Below are 17,295 nucleotides of genomic sequence, written 5' to 3' on the forward strand. Positions count from 1 at the left end.
TGTATCTGTCGTCACTGAATATCAAATTATTCAGTCTCAGAACCAATCGGTTTTAATTGATCAATCGGCCAACGTGGATACGCTTTTACCGCCAAATCCATAGTCTCTTGATTCTTCAAACGCTGCATACCGGCATACGCGATCATTGCACCGTTATCAGTACAAAATTCGGTACGTGGGTAGAAAACTTCCCCTTTAAGGTTAGTCATCAAGACCTCAAGCTGTTCACGCAGGTATTTATTTGCACTCACACCACCCGCAATCACTAAGCGTTTATAGCCTGTTTGCTTAAGGGCACGCTTACATTTGATTGCCAGCGTATCAACAACCGCCTCTTGGAAAGCATACGCAATATCCGCACGCGTTTGCTCATCGTCGTCATTCGCTCGTACTGTGTTCGCCGTAAAGGTTTTTAAACCTGAAAAGCTAAAATCCAAACCAGGGCGGTCTGTCATCGGACGAGGGAATTTAAAGCGGCCTTGGGTGCCGTTCTCAGCCAATTTAGCCAAGCGTGGACCGCCTGGGTAATCAAGCCCCATCAGCTTAGCGGTTTTATCAAAGGCTTCACCCGCGGCATCATCCACTGATTCACCTAAAATTTGATACTCACCAATGCCTTTCACATCCACCATCATGGTATGACCGCCTGACACCAACAGCGCCACAAACGGAAATGCTGGCGGCGTATCTTCTAGCATAGGCGCCAGTAGGTGACCTTCCATATGGTGAACCGCTACCGCAGGAATATCCCATGCGTAAGCAAGGCTTCGACCGATAGTGGCCCCCACAAGTAACGCCCCCACAAGGCCCGGGCCTGCGGTATACGCGATGCCATCTAGATCTTCAGGCGTCAGACCAGCACTGGCAAGGGTTGCCTTGATCAGCGGAATGGTTTTTTTAACGTGATCACGAGACGCCAATTCCGGTACAACGCCGCCGTAATCTGCGTGTAATTTCACTTGGCTATACAGCTCATGAGCCAGTAAGCCTTTTTCATCATCGAAAATTGCAATGCCTGTTTCATCACAGGAGGTTTCGATGCCCAGTATACGCATAACAACCTCTATACTAGTTAGTAACTGGTGGTAATTGAGGGCATGTTACCGCTGTTGACAAAAATTAACCAGTTCATGGTTGCAGAATGCTTTACAAATGCCCCTAGATCAGATTAGAATTTCGCACCATTTTTAATCAGCTGACTCTTTATGATTGTCAGCGTTAAACCGAATCACTCTGAGGTGAGTATTACATGCCAGTAATCAAAGTACGTGAAAACGAACCGTTCGACGTAGCACTACGTCGTTTTAAGCGCTCTTGCGAAAAAGCAGGCATCCTTTCTGAAGTTCGTCGTCGTGAGCACTTCGAAAAGCCAACTACAGTACGTAAGCGCGCTAAAGCAGCGGCAGTTAAGCGTCACCTGAAGAAATTGGCTCGCGAAAACGCGCGTCGCGTTCGTCTGTACTAATCTAACGATTATCAGAAGGAACGTGCTATGACTCTGATTGATCGTCTTAAGGACGAACAAAAAGCGGCAATGAAGGCGAAAAATAAACCTCGCCTTGGTGCTATCCGCCTTGTAATGGCAGCAATCAAACAACGTGAAGTTGACGAAAAGATCACTCTTTCCGAAGACGACGTGGTTGCTGTTCTTACTAAGATGGTGAAGCAGCGCCGTGACTCTGTTGCTCAATATGAAGCAGCGGGCCGTCAAGACCTTGCTGATGTTGAACATGCTGAAATTGCTGTACTTGAAGAGTTTATGCCTCAACCACTAAGCGACGACGAAGTTGCCGCTCTGCTGGATGACGCTATTGCTGCTACAGGTGCTGCCGGCATGCAAGACATGGGTAAAGTTATGGGCGTATTAAAGCCGCAAATTCAGGGTCGTGCCGATATGGGAAAAGTTAGCCAATTAGTGAAAACTAAACTAGGTTAAAACTACCCCAGCTCTGCAACAAGCCGTGCTATCCTTTTGGGAATGCGCGGCTTGTTTGTATTCTAGCCTTGTCGATTTTAAGTAGAAAACACACACTCAATCACCATTTTCTGGTGGTATTTAACCCCGAGAAGTAGGTTTAACGCGTTGTATGGCAGGAAAAATCCCTCGTTCGTTTATTGATGATCTCATCGCACGTCATGACATTGTCGACGTGATTGACGCACGAGTGAAACTTAAGAAAAAAGGCAAAAACTTTGGTGCCTGCTGCCCCTTTCACAACGAAAAAACGCCCTCTTTCTCCGTTAGCCAAGAGAAACAGTTTTATCACTGCTTCGGCTGTGGCGTACACGGTAATGTGCTCGATTTTGTCATGGAATTTGATCGCCTTGATTTTGTCGATGCCATTGAAGAGCTTGCCTCTCAGCTTGGGTTAGAAGTACCACGAGAAAATGGTGGCGCACCATCTGGGCCTCGCACCGCCGAAAAACGCAATCTGTATGATTTAATGGGACAGATTTCCCAGTTTTATCAATCACAGTTGCGCACAGGTGATGGAAAAATCGCGATCGATTACTTAAAAGATCGTGGCTTGTCTGGCGATGTGGTCAAAAAATACGGTATTGGCTTTATCCCTGATCAATGGGACATGGTACGTAGCCGCTTTGGCCGCGATAACCACGCCCAAGAAGCCTTAGTAACAACAGGCATGCTGATCGAGAACGATAATGGTCGTCGTTATGACCGTTTCCGTGGCCGTGTCATGTTCCCCATTCACGATCGCCGTGGTCGTGTGATTGGCTTTGGTGGACGCGTATTAGGCGATGGCACCCCTAAATATCTCAACTCACCCGAAACCCCTATCTTTCATAAAGGTAGAGAACTGTACGGCTTATACGAAGTCATGCAGGCCTACCGCGAGCCTGAACGCTTATTGGTTGTTGAAGGTTATATGGATGTGGTGGCGTTAGCGCAGTTTGAGGTCGATTATGCCGTTGCCTCACTAGGAACAGCAACCACAGGCGAACACATGCAAACCTTGTTTCGTCAAACGGGTACGGTTGTCTGTTGCTACGATGGTGACCGTGCAGGCCGAGATGCAGCATGGCGTGCAATGGAACAGGCACTGCCCTACCTCACCGATGGTCGCCAATTAAAGTTTATGTTTTTACCTGATGGTGAAGACCCAGATTCTTATATTCGCCAATACGGCAAAGAAGCATTTGAACAAAACGTTACCGATGCGATGACGCTCTCGGACTTTATGTTTAACTCGCTAATCCAGCAAGTTGATACCAGTACCCGAGAAGGCAAGGCTAAGCTAAAAACCTTAGCTGCACCTTTGATTGAAAAAGTGGCTGGCGAAACCTTGCGTGAGTATTTGATCAATACGCTAGGCTATAATTTAGGTCTACCGCCCGATCAAATTCGTATTGAATTAAAACAAAGTACGGTCGATAAACCTAAAAAGCCACAGCAAGACATCAAACGCACACCCATGCGAGAAGTCATTGCCTTACTGGTGCAAAATCCGCATTTTGTTAACACCCTCGCATTTGATACCACTACATTTGAAGGTATTGATGTAGCGGGACTAAATTTATTGTTGTCAATAGTTGATAAGTGCAGAGCGCGCCCCAATATAACAACAGGCCAGCTACTTGAAAGCTGGCGAGGCAGTAAAAATGAACCTATGATGGCACGATTAGCCGCATGGGAACTGCCGTTGTTGGATAATGAAGACAACACACACGATGTATTTTTAGACGCATTGGATAAAGTATTTGACCAGTGCGTCCGACAGCAAATAGAAAAGTTGCAGGCTAAATCGAATACTATCGGCTTATCAGTCGAAGAGAAGCGGGAATTGCAGTTGTTGTTGCTCAATCGTCCCGGCTAATATTTAGCCAACAGTTTAGAAGTTTGTTATAATTAACGGTTTGCATTTCTGCATTCTAATTCTCACTCAGACCCGAAGTTGGATATCGTCTATGGAGCAAAATCCGCAGTCTCAGCTAAAGTTACTTGTCGCTAAAGGCAAAGAGCAAGGCTATCTGACCTACGCCGAAGTAAATGACCACCTACCGGAAGATATCGTAGATTCCGATCAGGTTGAAGACATTATTCAGATGATCAATGACATGGGTATTAAGGTAGTTGAAACTGCCCCTGATGCCGATGAATTAATGATGACTGAAGATAATGCAGATGAAGACGCCATCGAAGCTGCGGCGCAAGCATTATCTAGCGTAGAAAGCGAGATCGGCCGTACTACTGACCCAGTACGCATGTACATGCGTGAAATGGGTACAGTAGAGCTACTGACTCGTGAAGGTGAAATTGATATCGCCAAACGCATTGAAGATGGTATTAACCAGGTTCAGTGTTCTGTTGCCGAATACCCTTCTGCGATTGCTCACCTACTAGAGCAATTTGACAAAGTTGAAGCCGATGAGCTTCGCCTTACTGACATCATTTCTGGTTTCGTTGACCCGAACGATGACGGTTCTACAGCACCAACTGCAACTCACATTGGTTCAGAACTAAGTGAAACTGAGTTAGAAGACGAAGATAAAGATCTTGATAGCTCAGACGAAGAAGACGAAGAAGAAGAAGACACAGGTATCGACCCTGAGCTAGCACGTGAAAAATTCATGGAGCTACGCACGTCTTACGAAAAAATGGCAACTGCAATCACGACTAACGGTCGTCACCACGCAGAAACTGAAACTGCCGTTGAAGAATTGTCTGAGGTATTCAAACAATTCCGTCTGATTCCAAAACAGTTTGATAAGCTGGTTAGTTCACTACGTGAATCTATGGATAAAGTACGCACAAATGAGCGTCTTATCATGCGTATGTGTGTCGACAACTCAAAAATGCCGAAGAAAACTTTCGTTAACCTATTCGCAGGTAACGAGTCTTCAGCTGATTGGATTGATGAAGCACTGAATGCAGGTAAACCTTATTCTGAGCGTCTAAAAACGTACGAAGAGGATCTACGCCGTTCTGTTTCTAAACTCAACACACTTGAGCAAGAAACTGGCCTAACAATCGAACGTATTAAAGACATCAGCCGTCGTATGTCTATCGGTGAAGCGAAAGCACGCCGTGCTAAGAAAGAGATGGTTGAAGCGAACTTACGTCTAGTTATTTCTATCGCGAAGAAATACACCAACCGTGGTCTACAATTCTTGGATCTGATCCAAGAAGGTAACATCGGCTTGATGAAAGCGGTTGATAAGTTCGAATACCGTCGTGGTTACAAGTTCTCAACTTACGCAACGTGGTGGATCCGTCAGGCAATCACACGTTCAATCGCTGACCAAGCGCGTACTATCCGTATTCCGGTTCACATGATCGAAACGATCAACAAACTGAACCGTATTTCACGTCAGATGCTACAAGAAATGGGTCGTGAACCGCTGCCGGAAGAATTGGCTGAACGCATGCAAATGCCGGAAGACAAAATCCGTAAGGTACTGAAGATTGCCAAAGAGCCGATCTCAATGGAAACGCCTATCGGTGATGATGAAGATTCACACCTAGGTGACTTCATTGAAGATACAACGCTTCAGCTACCTATGGATGCCGCAACAGCGACTAACCTACGTGGCGCAACCAACGAAGTATTAGCAGGCCTAACACCTCGTGAAGCGAAAGTACTGCGTATGCGCTTTGGTATCGATATGAACACTGACCACACGCTTGAGGAAGTAGGTAAGCAGTTTGATGTAACGCGTGAGCGTATTCGTCAAATCGAAGCGAAAGCACTGCGTAAACTACGTCACCCAAGCCGTTCAGATGTTTTACGTAGCTTCCTAGACGAGTAAGAACCTAAACTTATTCGCCATTGGAGAGTTATTCAAAAAAGCGAGCTATAGAGCTCGCTTTTTTATTGCCTTCAATCACCTACAACCTCCAGCCTCTTATCTTAACTGTTGAAAAAGCACACAATTTAGCCAAGGAAAGCTATAGACAAGCGATCCTTCATCCCATATAATTTCTCGCACACTGGCCCCTTAGCTCAGTGGTTAGAGCAGGCGACTCATAATCGCTTGGTCCCCAGTTCAAGTCTGGGAGGGGCCACCAGATATAGAAAGGCCGAAGCGGTTAGTAACCACTTCGGCCTTTTGCGTTTCTGAAATCCAGTCACAGATAATCACCTGCTACCAACCTCATGCGTAAACTAGCAACAACTCAAAACTTGGTATTGAGGTTGGACTTAACCATCAGCGCCTTTAGTCACCCATACTTTTATCTCAAGGTACAAGACATTAGCGCTGATGTGCTTCGCTTTAGATCTCTTTCATCGCCGAAACCACTGAAGGGTCATTAATTAAGTTAAACAACAGGCCCTTAGCAGATGAGCGTTGTGCGTCAGATAGGGCTTTATTCGGGTTTTCTCGCGACATTGTCAGGATGTTTTTTACAAACTTACTGTTGGTACCAGATAGCTCATATACAAATCTTAGCGTGTCTAACAGCTCCCCTTGCGGCAAACTATACACCGCCATTTCGCAGCTAAGGTTATCCATGGAAAGTAAGTTGTTCACAACCACCTTACGCTCAGCATTAAATTTTTCTTTCGCGATATAGGCATCAATCAACGTCTGTACGCGTTCAGCAATGGCGACAGGCACTTCCATTGTTTTTGTTTCATGAGTCATTATCGATTCTCCTCTAGCTGGGACTTCATCACTATTTTCACATTCTACCGACACTGATTGGCGTGATTTACCGACAGCCTTGGCAATTTTAAGGTGGTGTATTCCAGACAACTTTAGACCACTCCCCCTCTGCTGCCACTACTTTACCTGCTCTCACTTGCTTTTGTTATCCTCTCCCGCAATAAATGTCTGGTAAGTAACCCAAAAAGAAAAAGGCCGAAGAAATTATCACCTCTTCGACCTCTCTATTCAGCTAAAGCCACCTCATCAATACACTTACATTTGATTGAGGATTATTTATTAGCAAAGAACCACTTATTTAAGTAATCGTTTAACGGTTTGATTGCAGGCGTTGCCCAGCTATTCATCACTTTTTTAGGATCAGTTAATCCATCAGGCTGACCGCTTGCCACCACGCCTTGGTCAACAAAGCCACTATTACTGAACGGTACTTCATTCTTGTTCGGGTCAAGCTTATATTCGTAAAGGCTACCTAATAGCGCACCAGGATTAAGGTTTAATTTCACCCTATGGGTCATATCTGGCTTACCATTAGAAATATCCTCGCCATCAACCATTGAGGTAGGCTTACCTGTATCTTCATCAATCACAGTGCATGGACTAGGCGTACCTAACGCACGATCAGCCCCTAGCTGTTGATTACCATAATTACACTCATTAAATGTTAAGTATTCTAGTTTGTTCGCATCTGCAGCTACCTTTGCTGATTTTAGTGCACGCTTAAATTGCTGATATGCTGCTGTTAGCTCAGTACCTGGCGTAGAATTATTATTAGCATCCACGTAGTAATCATACACTTGCAACAATTTCTGGTACGTCGTTAAGCGAGTACTTTCATCCGTGCCATCTTCATTTTTAATGTACACCAACTCAATACCATCAATGGTAAGGCCCTTTTGCTTCTGCTCATTCAACTTCATGGCAAACTCTCCTGCAGGCGTTGGCCGTTCACCGACGTCAGAAGCTTCCATCAAACCAATTACAATCCGCTTATTCGCAAACTGTTTGCGTACATCGTCATGTGCCCACTTCATCATGTTGTTCACTTGTGCAATTACGCGCTTCTGTTGCACAGACGTGGCATTTTTACCAATATTTAGAACATAAATACCATTTTCGAAGTGGCAGTTGGGAACATCAACTTTCACCGCACAATTTGCGACTGAAGAAAAAACATTGACCTTGGTCGAGCTAGGTTTAGCGGGTGTTGAGTTATTGTTTGAATCATTGGAACCACCACACGCAGAAAGTGTGGAAGCAATAAGTACAGCAGTTGTTATACGGCCTAAATTCATGGGAGTCCTTGTTAGTATTGGGGCTTAACAACCAATTTTTGTTGTTATTTATTAATCAGAATTGATTGCAAGCAAAATTCTACTACAAGAAACCACAATAAAAAACACTGTTGTTTTGTGTGATAAATCCGCATAATAGCGTTCTCTACCTAATCATCCATAGAGACACAAGCCAGATAAATGTGAAAAAAAGCACCACAATTGATAAATGACAAAACTTTTTTGTTGGAATTGGGCATAATCAGCCTCCTTCTTGTGAAATGTTGATTAACGTCACAAGGTGTTAATAGAATGAAACCCTGCTATAATCCTCCACTTGTTTGAATGCAGGTTTTATGATTGGACTGACTGAAAGTTAACCGATTTTTAACGCGCTCCACATAATGTGTTTCGTTACACAAGCAAGCCAAGTGCTTGTGTAACGCAATATTTTTGCAACAGTTTTGTATTACTACAGTTTTTGACGCGAGTAAGTTCTGTTTTTTTGAAGTCCCTCTCGTTTTGTAGTCATTTTTCAACATATTTGATCACTGACTTTCATGTATAACACTGTGGTTTTTTAAATTTCCCTTGGGTTTAAGTTTTTCCGGAGAGTATCCTCAATGAAAAAGACCAAAATCGTATGTACGATTGGACCAAAAACAGAATCAGTTGAAATGCTTACTAAACTAGCTAACGCTGGTATGAACGTAATGCGTCTTAACTTCTCACACGGTGATTTCGCTGAGCATGGCCAGCGCATCCAAAACCTACGTGACGTTATGGCTGAGTCTGGTAAGCCTCTAGCGATTCTGCTTGATACTAAAGGTCCTGAAATTCGTACTATCAAACTAGAGAACGGTGAAGATTTCTCTCTAGTTGCTGGTCAAGAATTCACTTTCACAACTGACATTACTGTTGTGGGCAACCAAGATCGCGTTGCTGTAACTTACCCTGGTTTTGCGAAAGACCTTCAGAAAGGCAACACTATCTTGGTTGACGACGGTCTAATCGAGATGGAAGTGCTAGAAACAACTGAAACTGAAGTTAAGTGTAAAGTGCTTAACAACGGTGACCTAGGTGAGAACAAGGGTGTTAACCTACCTGGCGTTTCTGTAAACCTACCTGCACTATCTGAAAAAGATAAAGCTGACCTTAAGTTTGGTTGTGAGCAAGGCGTTGATTTCGTTGCTGCATCTTTCATCCGTAAAGCATCTGATGTGAACGAAATCCGTGAACTTCTAACGGCTAACGGCGGCGAGAAGATCCAAATTATCTCGAAAATCGAGAACCAAGAAGGTGTTGATAACTTCGACGCAATTCTTGAAGCTTCTGACGGCATCATGGTTGCTCGTGGTGACCTAGGTGTTGAAATCCCAGTTGAAGAAGTAATCTTCGCGCAGAAGATGATGATCGAGAAGTGTAACCGCGCTCGTAAAGTTGTTATCACTGCAACTCAAATGCTTGATTCAATGATCAAGAACCCACGTCCAACACGCGCAGAAGCGGGTGATGTTGCTAACGCAATCATGGATGGTACTGATGCAGTAATGCTTTCAGGTGAGTCTGCGAAGGGTAAATACCCAATCGAAGCTGTAACTATCATGGCGCAAATCTGTGCGCGTACTGATGCAGCACTAAAAGCAGAACTAGGTTCTCGTCTAGACAGCTCTCGTCTACGTATTACTGAAGCAGTATGTAAAGGCGCAGTTGATACTTCTGAGAAACTAAATGCACCACTTATCGTTGTTGCAACAGAAGCAGGTAAATCAGCACGTTCAGTACGTAAGTACTTCCCGACTGCAAACATCCTAGCGGTAACAACTAACACTAAAACAGCTGCACAACTTGCACTGACTAAAGGTGTTACACCTGTTGTTGTTGATTCAATTGACAGCACAGATGCATTCTACGGTCGCGGTAAAGAGCTTGCGCTTGAAACTGGCCTAGGTGCTAAAGGTGATATCGTTGTTATGGTTTCTGGTGCACTAGTACCATCAGGCACAACAAACACGGCATCAGTACACGTACTGTAAGCCTAGCTTTTCGTACAATCAAATTTCAATGGGAGCCTAATGGCTCCCATTTTTTATCTAACCTACTAAGTCATATCACCGACGTTCCCTCGCTCATCCTCACATTTCAAATGTTTGCTTATCGCCATGATTTCATATAAAACATATACTTTCGCACGCAAGATAAATGCCTAGAAAACATAACTTGCTCAGAAACAGCCTCTTTTGCTGTACAGTGCGTATTGATAACAATATCCCTTCGCTTGCTAATCGCATGACGTAAAGGGAATATAATAAAATCTAAGGGGGAATTTTGTGTCTAGTCCAACTTTGACTAATCAAGTCATAGAGGTGATTCGACAAGACATCTTACTCGGCGAACTTGCGCCGGGGCAAAAGCTTGTTGTAGCCGATTTAAAGCAGCGTTATAACGTGGGGGCATCTCCGATCCGTGAAGCCTTAGTCCAGCTATCTTGGAAAAAATTTGTCCACTTTGCACCTCAGAAAGGATGCTGGGTCTCACCGATCTCTTTAGCTGAGCTTGAAGATTTATTTGAAACCAACTTGGTCCTTTCTCGCGTGCTGATTGAGCGTGCTATTCAAAATGGCGATGAGGCATGGGAGCTTAATATTCTAACGAGCTACCATAAACTAAGCCGAATTAATCCAGCAGAATCAGAAGTCGACTTTGTTGAATGGGAACAGCGACACAGCCAGTTCCACTTAGCACTTCTTGCCGGTAGTAACTCTCCTGTCATGCTCAATTTATACCGTGAAGTGTACGATCAGATTGAACGTTATCGCCATATTTGGGTATGTCGTTCGCGTGATTATCAAGAACGTTACCACGATAACGGTGAACATGAAGCCATGATGAAAGCCGTACTCGGTAAAGATACTGAGCAAGCATTAACCTTACTCGATAACCACTCTCAGCGCGCTATCGAAATGATCAAAGCCTACCTGTAGAACAGACATGAGTACTTGATATAGCTCGATCATTTGATCGAGCTTCAACTGACGGTTACCAGCCAAAAATATCTCTATGGTGAGTATTCAGTAAGAGTACGACCAACAAAAAATAAATCGCACTCACATTAAAACCTAGTAATAAAGCGGTTAACGCGGTTAAGCGCACTAAAAACTTATTGATCATTGTTACTACTCCGCCAACGAGCTTCCCTTCACTTTGATCATGCTGCATCCTAAAAATGAACCTATCTGCTTACTGCTATCTGTTAGCCCTACGACTTTAGTCGACAGCTTTAGTTGATAACAACACTGCCTCACTGCGTGAGATATCACCGATAGAAAAAGAAGTGCTAGTCTACGCGCTTTTTAGTGCTGTGCAAATTTCAACCTATCTACAACTTTAGTCTAATACAGCTTCACGAGAAGGTTTTCCACTTCGGGGCAATCAAAAAAGCCACCATCAAAAGACAGTGGCTCAATAACTATTTGGGGTAGCACGTTATATCGAAGGAGCTTAAGCTTTGAGTGCGCGCTCGCCTCGTGCAACGCCCACAACACCACTGCGGGCCACTTCAATGATCTCGGTTGCCTCACCAACCGCCGAGATAAAGGCATCCAGTTTATCGCTAGTACCTGCAAGTTGGATGGTATAAATCTGCGATGTTACGTCCACAATCTGACCACGGAAAATATCAGCCGTACGCTTAACTTCTGCTCGGGCAAAACCACTGGCTTTTACTTTAACCAACATAAGTTCACGTTCGACATGCTCTCCTTCTGTCACATTGCTGACTTTGAGAATATCGATCAGTTTATGCAACTGTTTCTCTATTTGTTCCAACGCAGCATCATCTTCCACATTGGTGGTGATATTTAACCGCGATAGTGTTTTATCATCCGTCGGCGCGACGGTAAGCGATTCAATGTTATAGCCCCGCTGAGAGAAAAGACCCACAACACGCGACAATGAACCGGATTCATTCTCCAATAATACTGATACGATTCTGCGCATTATGTTCTCTCCGTTTTACTTAACCACATTTCACTCATAGAACCACCACGGATCAACATTGGATAAACATGTTCGGTTTCATCCACACTGATATCGATGAATACCAGCTTGTCTTTCAGTGCTAAGGCTTTTTCCAGTTCCCCTTCCAGCTCTTTCGGATCAGAGATCCTAACCCCAACATGGCCATAGGCTTCAGCAATTGCAGCAAAGTCAGGCACTGAATCCATATAAGAATGCGAATGACGGCCTTGATAGATCATATCCTGCCACTGTTTCACCATCCCTAAGAAACGGTTATTGAGGTTGATGATTTTTACCGGGATATCATATTGCAGTGCGGTGGACAGCTCTTGGATATTCATTTGAATACTGCCATCCCCCGTCACACACACCACTTCCGCATCAGGCAAAGCAAACTTCACCCCCATCGCTGCGGGTAAACCAAAACCCATGGTGCCGAGTCCACCTGAGTTGATCCAACGACGCGGTTTATCGAATGGGTAATACAAGGCGGCAAACATTTGGTGCTGACCCACATCCGAAGCGACATAGGCATCGCCATTAGTCAGACGATAAAGCACATCAATCACTTGTTGTGGCTTGATGCGCTCGCCAGAGGTGTCATAGTTCAAGCATTTACGACTACGCCATGTATCGATATCCGCCCACCAGCTAGCAGCGGTATCTTGATCATGGCTGGCCTCTTGATCGGTTAAGAGCTTCAACATGCAGTTTAAGACGGTTTCAGCCGAGCCAACAATGGGGATATCTACAGCAATGGTTTTCGATATCGACGATGGATCAATATCAATGTGCATGATGGTGGCATTGGGACAGTATTTCTCGACATTGTTGGTCGTGCGATCGTCAAAGCGTACCCCAACACCAAAAATCAGATCCGCATTATGCATCGCCATATTGGCTTCATAGGTACCGTGCATTCCTAACATGCCTAGACAGTTTTTATGGGTACCAGGAAATGCCCCTAACCCCATCAAGGTGTTTACGACGGGGATATTCAGAGATTCAGCAAGGTTCAATAGTTGCTCGCTACACCCAGACATGATGGCACCACCACCAACGTATAACACCGGCTTTTTAGCTGCAAGTAAGGCTTTAAGGCCGCGTTTGATCTGTCCTTTATGGCCTTGTGTTGTTGGGTTGTACGAGCGTAGTGAAATATCTTCAGGGTACTGATACGGATAGGTTTCCGCTGGGTTTAGCATATCTTTCGGAATATCTATCACAACCGGTCCAGGTCGGCCGCTGGCAGCGATATAAAAGGCTTTCTTGATAATCGCAGGGATATCTTCTGGGTTCTTCACTAAAAAGCTGTGTTTTACGACAGGGCGAGAAATCCCCACCATGTCACACTCTTGGAAGGCATCATTACCAATCAGATTACTCATCACCTGACCAGAAAAAACCACCATGGGAATGGAATCCATATACGCCGTTGCAATACCAGTGATCGCGTTCGTCGCACCCGGCCCCGATGTCACTAGGACGACACCGACGTCTCCTGTAGCACGCGCATAACCATCAGCCATGTGAACTGCAGCTTGCTCATGACGCACGAGGACATGCTCAATATCGCTCTTTTCATGCAGTGCATCGTAGATATCGAGCACCGAGCCACCAGGGTATCCAAAGATGTGTTTTACGCCTTGATCGATCATCGATCGAACGATCATATCGGCGCCGGACAACATTTCCATATTTCTTGCCTCCAGGTCAGTGTGACCAGCCTATATAGCTAATTCGTCCCACTCTGCCGCTGTTATCGCACAGTTACACCATGAACCAACATGTGAGTAGTCTGCATTGAGATAGCGATAAGCCGTCGGCAGTTGTGCACTATTCTGTACTGATGGCGCAATCCCTTGGCGATAGTGTTAAGAACAGAAAACAACAACAAACCAAACAATACAATTAGCTATATGGGCTGATACAACATAGTTAGGGCTTATTTTTAGCCTAAAGTGAATTTTCTCGCTATGTTTCCATTTAATCTGATAACAGATAACGGACAACCGCAATAACTGTAACGTTTTATTAGCATTTAAGTCTATGCACAAAAGTCACTATGCGTTATTGCTCTACCATTAGTTTAAATTCACCAAAATCATGTGGAGGTTAGTATTTTGATTGGTATTTATCGCTAACAAGCAATAAATATACAGAGCATCATAATTGTGTCAGCAGCCTAAATTCAGCCGATCACGACAAATTGAATTACTCAGAAAACCTAGATTGCGAGAGGATCTAGGGTTGAACAAATCCGTCGCAATAAAAAAGGAGCCAAAGGCTCCTTTTCATAAAACGATATTAAGCTTATTTTGCTTTTTTATGGCTTTCTTCGTACATGCGTTCAATCTCTTGATGGTAACGATCATGAATCACTTTACGGCGCAGTTTCTGCGTAGGTGTCAGTTCACCCTTATCCATTGAAAAAGCTTTTGGCAACAAGGTGAATTTCTTCACTTGCTCAAAGCGTGCTAAATCTTTTTGTAGCTCGGCTATACGCTGATCAAGTAGTTCTTTAATTTCCGTCTTTTTCAACAGATCAATACGGTCTTTATACTTAATGTTCAGTTCGCGAGCGTGTTCTTCCAATGTTTCAAAACATGGCACAATTAAAGCAGATACAAACTTACGCGTATCGGCGATCACGGCAATCTGTTCAATAAAGTGGTCTTTACCAATTTTGCCTTCAATCACTTGTGGTGCGATGTACTTACCACCAGAGGTTTTCATTAATTCTTTAATACGATCGGTAATAAACAGGTTCCCGTCAGCATCGAATTCCCCCGCATCACCAGTTTTCAAGAAACCATCTTCGGTAAAGTTATTCGCAGTTTCTTCTGGCATCTTATAATAGCCACGCATCACCATAGGACCACGGACTAAAATTTCGTTGTCTGCGCCGATTTTTACTTCTGCCCCCGGCATCGTCATACCAATAGAGTCAGGGTTAAAACAGCGATCATCCCAACAAGATACGGTTGCTGTAGTTTCTGTCATGCCGTAGCCCAGTTTGACGTTAATTCCGATGGCATGGAAGAAACGGCCAATAGTAGGATCCAGTTTGGCACCACCACACGGCATAAACTTAATTTGGCCACCTAGTACATCACGCAGTTTCGACAATACCATCTTATCGGCAAGCTTGTGAGCACGTTTCAAAGCCATTGAGGGCTGACGGCACTCTTGGTGACAGGCCGCCATACGTGCGCCCATGTTCACCGCCCACGTGAAAATCAATTTACGGTGGAAAGGCGCTTTCGCCACTTTCTCATAAACCGACGAGTAAATTTTCTCATACACACGTGGTACTGCCGCCATCACATTAGGCTTCACCTCTGACAGTGCTTCTCGCACTTTATTGGTATCGCTGAGGTAACAGTTCACGCCACCACGGTGAAGCACATAGAAAGTCCATGCACGTTCAAATACGTGTGAAAGAGGAAGGAAGCACAGTGAGCTATCCCCTTCTGCTAACGCTAAGTTGGTGTCGTGACTTTCTAGCTGCGAAGCAATATTGGTGTAATCCAGCATCACCCCTTTTGGTGTACCTGTGGTACCCGAGGTATAAATCAACGTCAGTAGATCATCCATCGCGATGTTATCAAGACGCTCAGTTAACACTTGCTCTGCTTCAGTCGAAGATCCAGTGACAAAGTCACTCAAACGACTGACTAGAGGATGATCCGCTAATACTACGTCATCACACATCACAACAATATGTTCAAGCTCAGGGCACTGCTCAGCAATTTGTATCGCCGCATCGTGTTGCGCCTGCTCACCTACAAACAGAATACGCACGTCGGCATTATTAATAATGTAAGCGGCCTGATCAGGCGTACTTGTTGGGTAAATCGGCACAGTTACCGCACGACAGTACAAGGTTGCCATATCAGCAACGGTCCAGCTCGGCATATTATTTGAGAAAATACCGACCTTATCTTGCACATTCAGGCCTTGCGTCAACATTGCAATCGCAAGTTCTTGAATCTGAGCACCAAACTCATTCCAAGTGATATCTTGCCATTCTTCGGCAACCTGATGACGTAAAGCAACACGGTCACCCAGGCGAGTGATCTGTGTGCGGATACGATTTACTAAATGAAAGTCACGTTTAGCCATAACAACCCTGATCTTTTAGCTTACACCTGTAAGCCTAACTGAGGTGCGAAGTTTACCTTTGATGGCAAAAAAGGCAACCACTCCCCTCGGAAATTTACTGAAATTGTTGCATCTATCTCACTCCAAGCCCCTACCAGTACAGGGCTGATACGAGTTTTTAATACATTTGATACAAATGTAAGAGAGTAATACAAACGAGCAATTACGCCCCCTTCCTTACTTACCCTTGTTCCATATAAAACAAAAGCCAGCAATGCTGGCTTTTATTCAATAGTAAGCGATGTAAGCGTTTAAGCGTGATTACCACAAATGGTCATCAATTGATCACGCATCCAGATATGGCCTTTGTCTTTTTGTGAAGACTCGTGCCAACTTAGGTAACCGCTAATGCTTGCTGATTCAAAGGGTAAATCCAGCACTTTTAATTTTAGGTTATCTGCCACTGATTCCGCCAGCCAGCGTGGTGCAACCGCGATCAAATCTGACTGGCCAACAACATACATAATGTTGCTTAAGCTAGCGCCTTGATATGCTTCTTGGTAAGAGTTGTGCTTATTATAAATGTGGTCAGCAAACATCTTCACACCCGGCATCGCTTTTAACAAGGCGTGTTTTTCTGACGCAAACTGAGACTCAGACACATTGTCACTTAAGCGTGGGTGATTTTGCGCGGCAATCACAACAAGCTCGTCGCTGAATAATTCAGTGCTACAAAAGCCAGGTTCGTCAAAACGAACGTAATCAATCACAAAGTCGATTTCTTGGTAGCGCATCTTTTGCGTTAATTTAGCATCGAATTCTGCTTCAAGCTGCATGCGTAAGTTTGGGGCTTGCTCAGTAACAGAACGTAGGATATGCGGTGCAAAACGCATGTCCGATGGGCTACACAGTGCCAATTTAAAGGTACGCGTAGATGTTTCAGGTGAGAAAATTGATGATGGCAGCTCATTTTTCACCAGTTGCAAAGCTTGGCGCATCGGACCAAATAACTGCTTTGCTCGTTGAGTTGGTTGGATACCACGGCCATGTCGAATAAATAATTCATCATTAAACATGACTTTTAAACGCGCAACGGCATTACTTACTGCGGGTTGAGACATACCTAAATTATGCGCTGCTCGTGTGATGTTCTGCTCTTGCATTACGGCATCAAACACCGTTAGCAAATTAAGGTCTACACTGCGTAGGTTTGACTCCATTTTATAACCATCGATAGAGTGAATAGCTGAGCTTTTGCGTGTCATTTTTA

The 17,295-nt window shown here is 44.4% G+C and carries 14 protein-coding genes and 1 tRNA gene; 7 read left to right on the forward strand and 8 right to left on the reverse strand.

Translation table 11 applies throughout. The annotated features are described in order from the left end of the window. Positions 1-26: 26 nt before the first annotated feature. Positions 27-1,055: a tRNA (adenosine(37)-N6)-threonylcarbamoyltransferase complex transferase subunit TsaD gene (gene tsaD / locus OCU77_RS14900; RefSeq protein ID WP_048899455.1), complete on the reverse strand. Its 1,029-nt coding sequence runs from the start codon at positions 1,053-1,055 to the stop codon at positions 27-29. 194 nt (positions 1,056-1,249) lie between these two features. Here tsaD and rpsU point away from each other — a divergent pair, with 194 nt between their 5' ends. The 5 genes from rpsU to OCU77_RS14925 all read left to right on the forward strand — a co-directional run bounded on the left by rpsU (position 1,250) and on the right by OCU77_RS14925 (position 6,028). After that, positions 1,250-1,465, forward strand: a complete 216-nt coding sequence (gene rpsU, locus OCU77_RS14905) for a 30S ribosomal protein S21 (protein ID WP_005301411.1) — start codon at positions 1,250-1,252, stop codon at positions 1,463-1,465. Positions 1,466-1,492: 27 nt separating this feature from the next. Beyond that, a complete protein-coding gene (locus OCU77_RS14910; RefSeq protein ID WP_048899454.1) occupies positions 1,493-1,936 on the forward strand; it encodes a GatB/YqeY domain-containing protein in 444 nt (147 codons plus the stop codon). Between the two features lie 151 nt (positions 1,937-2,087). Then, positions 2,088-3,836, forward strand: a complete 1,749-nt coding sequence (gene dnaG / locus OCU77_RS14915) for a DNA primase (protein WP_048899453.1) — start codon at positions 2,088-2,090, stop codon at positions 3,834-3,836. 91 nt (positions 3,837-3,927) lie between these two features. Continuing rightward, positions 3,928-5,769 (forward strand): RNA polymerase sigma factor RpoD, encoded by a 1,842-nt coding sequence (gene rpoD, locus OCU77_RS14920; protein WP_048899452.1) that lies wholly within the window; start codon positions 3,928-3,930, stop codon positions 5,767-5,769. 183 nt (positions 5,770-5,952) lie between these two features. After that, a tRNA-Ile gene (locus OCU77_RS14925) sits at positions 5,953-6,028 on the forward strand. 206 nt (positions 6,029-6,234) lie between these two features. On the opposite strand, the gene OCU77_RS14930 is transcribed toward OCU77_RS14925, so the two are convergent. Together OCU77_RS14930 and OCU77_RS14935 are read right to left on the reverse strand one after the other, a co-directional pair. Further along, on the reverse strand, positions 6,235-6,606 hold the full coding sequence (locus tag OCU77_RS14930; protein ID WP_048899451.1) for a hypothetical protein: 372 nt from the start codon (positions 6,604-6,606) through the stop codon (positions 6,235-6,237). Between the two features lie 293 nt (positions 6,607-6,899). After that, entirely contained in the window at positions 6,900-7,922 is a 1,023-nt protein-coding gene (locus OCU77_RS14935) for a hypothetical protein (RefSeq protein ID WP_048899450.1), read from the reverse strand. 602 nt (positions 7,923-8,524) lie between these two features. On the opposite strand from OCU77_RS14935, the gene pykF reads away from it, so the two are divergent. After that, positions 8,525-9,937 (forward strand): pyruvate kinase PykF, encoded by a 1,413-nt coding sequence (gene pykF, locus OCU77_RS14940; protein WP_048899449.1) that lies wholly within the window; start codon positions 8,525-8,527, stop codon positions 9,935-9,937. Between the two features lie 294 nt (positions 9,938-10,231). Next, on the forward strand, positions 10,232-10,885 hold the full coding sequence (locus tag OCU77_RS14945; protein WP_048899448.1) for a GntR family transcriptional regulator: 654 nt from the start codon (positions 10,232-10,234) through the stop codon (positions 10,883-10,885). A 55-nt stretch (positions 10,886-10,940) separates the two neighbouring features. Here the strand turns inward: OCU77_RS14945 and OCU77_RS14950 are convergent, their stop codons facing one another. The 5 genes from OCU77_RS14950 to leuO all read right to left on the reverse strand — a co-directional run bounded on the left by OCU77_RS14950 (position 10,941) and on the right by leuO (position 17,290). Then, the gene (locus OCU77_RS14950) at positions 10,941-11,072 is read right to left on the reverse strand and encodes a hypothetical protein (protein WP_048899495.1); all 132 of its coding nucleotides are present in this window, start codon (positions 11,070-11,072) and stop codon (positions 10,941-10,943) included. 330 nt (positions 11,073-11,402) lie between these two features. Further along, positions 11,403-11,900, reverse strand: a complete 498-nt coding sequence (gene ilvN / locus OCU77_RS14955) for an acetolactate synthase small subunit (protein WP_048899447.1) — start codon at positions 11,898-11,900, stop codon at positions 11,403-11,405. Next, a complete protein-coding gene (locus OCU77_RS14960; protein WP_107303027.1) occupies positions 11,900-13,618 on the reverse strand; it encodes an acetolactate synthase 3 large subunit in 1,719 nt (572 codons plus the stop codon). The genes ilvN and OCU77_RS14960 overlap by 1 nt, the downstream gene beginning before the upstream one ends. A gap of 616 nt (positions 13,619-14,234) precedes the next feature. Beyond that, complete coding sequence (locus OCU77_RS14965; RefSeq protein ID WP_048899446.1) at positions 14,235-16,046, reverse strand: AMP-dependent synthetase/ligase; 1,812 nt, start codon at positions 16,044-16,046, stop codon at positions 14,235-14,237. A gap of 290 nt (positions 16,047-16,336) precedes the next feature. Beyond that, positions 16,337-17,290: a transcriptional regulator LeuO gene (leuO, locus tag OCU77_RS14970; protein ID WP_048899445.1), complete on the reverse strand. Its 954-nt coding sequence runs from the start codon at positions 17,288-17,290 to the stop codon at positions 16,337-16,339. Positions 17,291-17,295: the final 5 nt, after the last annotated feature.

It is taken from the genome of Photobacterium swingsii, assembly GCF_024346715.1.
GTDB lineage: Bacteria > Pseudomonadota > Gammaproteobacteria > Enterobacterales > Vibrionaceae > Photobacterium > Photobacterium swingsii.